3 protein-coding genes are annotated in these 4678 nt (G+C 44.8%); 1 reads left to right on the top strand and 2 read right to left on the bottom strand.

Going from position 1 to position 4678, the window contains the following annotated elements; genetic code table 11:
- The first annotated feature begins 166 nt into the window (after positions 1-166).
- A complete protein-coding gene (locus HMPREF1028_RS06395) occupies positions 167-988 on the top strand; it encodes a hypothetical protein (protein ID WP_009312010.1) in 822 nt (273 codons plus the stop codon).
- Between the two features lie 231 nt (positions 989-1219).
- Here HMPREF1028_RS06395 and HMPREF1028_RS15495 read toward each other — a convergent pair whose 3' ends face one another.
- Positions 1220-2200 (bottom strand): hypothetical protein, encoded by a 981-nt coding sequence (locus HMPREF1028_RS15495; protein WP_009312009.1) that lies wholly within the window; start codon positions 2198-2200, stop codon positions 1220-1222.
- 131 nt (positions 2201-2331) lie between these two features.
- A partial coding sequence (mfd, locus tag HMPREF1028_RS06385; protein ID WP_009312008.1) for a transcription-repair coupling factor occupies positions 2332-4678 on the bottom strand: 2347 nt, incomplete at its 5' end.

Raw genomic sequence — 4678 nt, 5'->3', positions numbered from 1 at the left:
ACTATATAATGCGGGAAGCAGTTTAAAAATTTTTGCCAGGCTATGTTTTAGGTATCGCATTCAGGTGTGACCCCCCGTTATGCTTGTCTATGCGCAGTATAAATGATTTGGTATCTAGATATTCATTCAATCTCCAAATTTCGCTGTTTATTAAGGGTTCAATATAATGCCTTATATTCTTTTTCTATTTTGCCTATTATCATCAGTATGGTTAACTTATATCTGTGTGAAAAAATATTGTAAAAGCAGGCTGGCCAAATTTTTGGGCGTACCTATTTTATTCTTTCTGTTTCTTGGCCTGAACCCTGTTTACCATTTCGCAAACAAAGCTTTGCGTCCGACGCATACAGCGGAGGAATTGATGATGGAAGATCCAGGAAACCGAATGATATTCTTAATATTCAAAGACAAGTTTCCGCAAGATTATGCCCAAATCGTGGCGAAAGCCGAAGATTTTATGAAATCAAAAAATCATGAACAAGATATGCGTTTTTTTCTCTCAGAAACAATAGACATCATGTTAAGAAAATTGCCTTATGCAGATGATGACAACTTAATTGCTATGTTTCAGGAAGATATGCAGTTGCGTACCAAACTCCTGAACGAAAACGACACGGTAAACTGCTTTTATTTGGAGTATCCTCATTTAGCTCCTGATATTTCGCTTTTTTCAAAGCAAATGAAGCCCTATTTCGCCTCTATAAAACAAGCTAGAGTACGAGCTTTGCAATCTGCCGATATTCATCGAAAAATGCCGGACGAAACTGAAATAGCGCAAACACAAGATAAAGTAAATCAGATTTTATGGAAGAAATATAGTGAACAGGAGTTGGCGGTAATCAATAACGAGAATGAGGATGAAATAAAGCAATATACAGCTGAAGAGCAGGCTTTGATGTGCCGTTTTACAATCGATACAATGCAGGTGATATTAGAACAGCCTAAGCATGAGGCTGCCGAACTGCTTCGTTTTAATTTGAGTCATTGAGGAACGATCTGTTGGATATTTTTCCCAATAAATCTCTTAGGCTTAAAACAGATTACATTGATAGGTACATTAAAGCAGCCGTGGATTCGGTACTCGAATCTGACATTTTTGGTATTTTCAGACGACCTTTTTATACTGCTTCTGTATTTATACTTAAAGCAGATGTAGGTTGGGTCGTGACCCAACATTCAGGTTTTTGTTGGGTTTGTCAACCCAACCTACGCTCGCTAATTACTCACCATCACATCCATATATATCTGAAGATTTCGGATATATAACTTCTAATAAATTATAAATAGATTCAACTTCATTAATATATGATATATCAGAATTATAATATTTAATACTCTCTCTTCTAGCTGTATATAGGCTATGATTTTTATCTTGGGTATTATTATATTTATCTTTGTATACTTCGTTATATTTTTCAATTAAGATACATGCCCCTTTTTTTACGCTATCTTGATTAGATAAATATACGTCTGAAGTTACCTGCATGATGCCGGATGTTTTAATTCTACCAGTCCAAAAAAATAATCTTTCCATAAGCCTATACAATATATGTCTATTAAAGTCTTCATAAATTAAAATCGAATATATTAATGCTTTTTGCTTTTCAATAGTGCTATTATCTATACCAGTCCCAATCGCTTCCTCAATAATAGAACCATATTTATGAGAAAAACGATTGTGCTTATGCTTTACATAATTTAATTTTCTATTATTATCTAAAGATGATATTGAAATATCTTTAATAACTTTATATATGTAACCAATAACCGCAAACCACAATGCCGTTGTAATTTCTTGTTCCGTCGGCAAGGGAAAGTATCTTTTTTCAATAAAATTTTTATAAACAATGTATGATACAAATATAGAAATAAAAGCTATTAGAATATGCTTTATCCAGTTTGTAATTTTTAATCTACCTATAATTAAGATAAAAATAAATCTTATTAAGAAATAAAATATTGTTGTTATATAAATATTTTTTGTTAAATAAAAAAGATTTATTTTATCTAGAAAAACTGACAATACTAATATAAAAGCAACAGGAGTAAAAGATCGATACAATATATTAAATATAGGTTGTTCTTCACTACTATCAAATGACAATTGATAATATCCAAATTTTATTGATCTCTTACCAAACCAATTTGATATAAAGAATAATAAAAAAGAAAATAATAAATTAAATAGTAAATTATCCATAATACACCCCTTATGCATAAATTATAAGAAAATAATTAATAATACAGCCTAGTGCAGACTACTTTTTTTGCTGTTTCAATGCCTTTAAAAGCAGCCTACACCTTTTTCAGACGGCCTTTTTTCCTCCATCCTTACTTAACTATCACCCTGTCTTTCAAAGTCTTCAACACATTCTTCACGGTGTTAATCCTGACTTCGATATTTTCCATCTCGGCTGTAAATCTTAACTTATCCGCTCCAGCCAGCCGGTATTTTTTATCTGTCTGAATCAGCAGGATGATTTCTGTCGGGTCGATTTGGTGGTGTTTGCCGAAGGTAACGGTGACGGCTTCGCTGGTGGCGTCGATGGCGTCTATGCCCAATTCTTTTGCGGCAAGCCGCAGGTGGTGGCTTTCGATGAGGGTTTTGACGGGTTGTTCGGGCAGGCCGAAGCGGTCGACGAGTTCTTCGTGTATGGCGTTGATTTGCTGCACGGTTTCGCAGACGGCGAGGCGTTTGTAGAGGACGAGCCGTTCGTGGATGTCGGGGCAGTAGCTTTCGGGCAGCAGGGCGGGGTTGTGCAGTTTGATTTCGGTGGTGATGCCCAGCGGTGCGTCGAGGTCGGGCTGGCGGCCTTTTTTGAGGTCGCGCACGGCTTGTTTGAGCATTTCGGTGTAGAGCGTGAAGCCGACCTGTATCATTTCGCCGGATTGTCCTTCGCCGAGGATTTCGCCGGCGCCGCGGATTTCCAAATCCTGCATGGCGAGGGTGAAACCTGCGCCGAGTTCGTCTGCCGCCGCGATGGCGTCGAGGCGTTTTTCTGCGTCTTTGGTGATGTATTCGGGTGTGAGCAGGTAGGCGTAGGCTTGGTGGTGGCTGCGGCCGACGCGCCCGCGAAGCTGGTGCAGTTGCGCCAGTCCGAATTTGTCGGCGCGGTTGATGATGATGGTGTTGGCGTTGGGGATGTCGATGCCGGTTTCGATGATGGTGGAACAGAGCAACACGTTGAATCTTTGCTGCAAAAAGTCGCGCATGACTTGTTCCAGCTCGCGCTCGCGCAGTTGTCCGTGCGCTACGCCGATGCGGGCTTCGGGCAGCAGGGTTTCCAGCCGCTCGCGCATGTTTTCGATGGTATCCACTTCATTGTGCAGGAAAAATACCTGCCCGCCGCGTTTGAGTTCGCGCAATACGGCTTCGCGCACGCTGCCTTCGCTGAAGGGTTTGACAAAGGTTTTGACGGCGAGGCGGCGGCTGGGCGCGGTAGTAATCAGCGAGAAGTCGCGCAGGCCTTCGAGCGCCATGCTGAGGGTGCGCGGAATCGGTGTGGCGGTCATGGTGAGGATGTCGACATTGGCGCGCAGGCGTTTGAGCTGCTCTTTTTGGCGCACGCCGAAGCGGTGTTCTTCGTCAATGATGACTAGCCCTAAGTTTTTGAATTTTATGTCGTCCTGCACCAATTTGTGCGTGCCGATAACGATATCGACCGTGCCGTCCGCCATGCCTTCGAGCGCGGCTTTGGTGGCTTTGCTGTTGTTGAAACGCGAAAGGCTGGCGACTTTTACGGGGAAATCGGCGAAACGGTCGGCAAAGTTTTGCGCGTGCTGCTCGACCAAAAGCGTGGTCGGGGCGAGTACGGCGACTTGTTTGCCGCCCATCACCGCCACAAACGCGGCGCGCAGGGCGACTTCGGTTTTGCCGAAACCGACATCGCCGCACACGAGGCGGTCCATCGGCTTCGCCTGCGTCAAATCTTTAATCACGGCGGCGATGGCGGCGGCCTGGTCTTCGGTTTCTTCGTAGCCGAAGCCGTCGGCAAACGCCTGGTAGTCCAACTCGTTGATTTCAAACTTGTGTCCCGATTGGGCGACGCGTTGGGCGTAGAGGTTGAGCAACTCGGCGGCGGTGTCGCGCGCCTTTTCGGCGGCTTTGCGCTTCGCCTTGTTCCACGCGCCGCTGCCGAGCTTGTGCAGGGCGACATTTTCATGCGCCTGGCCGGAGTAGCGGCTGATTAAATGCAGTTGCGAAACAGGCACATAAAGCTGCGCTTCGCCCGCGTATTCGAGCAACATCATTTCGTTGGTTTCGCCGCCCAAGTCCATCGTTACCAAGCCCATATACCGCCCGATGCCGTGTTCTTCGTGAACGACGGGATCGCCGATGTTGATTTCGGCAAGGTCGCGCAACAGGCCGTCTGAAACGGCGGCGTGTTTCTTGCGGCGGTTGTGGACGCGCGAACGGGCGACGTATTGGTAGAGGTCGGATTCGGTGATGACGGCGATGGCACTTTGAGCGGCAACCGCTTTGCCCTCTCCCCAACCCTCCCCCACGGGGGAGGGAGCAGGTTGCTGTTGGATTTGCCCGTGCAGACTACTTTCGACGGGGTGCAGGTTGCTTTCGGTTTTCAGGTCGTCTGAAACGGCAGCGGCACTTTGTTCTCTCTCCTGCGGGATAGGGCTTGTTACGGCTAAGGAAAATTCGGTTTGAGCTGCAACTGCTTTG

The sequence above is a fragment of the Neisseria sp. GT4A_CT1 genome (assembly GCF_000227275.1).
Classification (GTDB): Bacteria; Pseudomonadota; Gammaproteobacteria; order Burkholderiales; family Neisseriaceae; genus Neisseria.
The sequence above is the reverse complement of the archived record's forward strand: the minus strand, read 5'-3'. Positions and strand labels throughout refer to the sequence as shown.

What these genes read in the sequence shown, in the direction of transcription:
- HMPREF1028_RS06395 (WP_009312010.1), top strand. Translation starts at nt 167, where the DNA reads ATGCCTTATATTCTTTTTCTATTTTGCCTATTATCATCAGTATGGTTA.
- HMPREF1028_RS15495 (WP_009312009.1), bottom strand. Translation starts at nt 2,200, where the DNA reads ATGGATAATTTACTATTTAATTTATTATTTTCTTTTTTATTATTCTTT.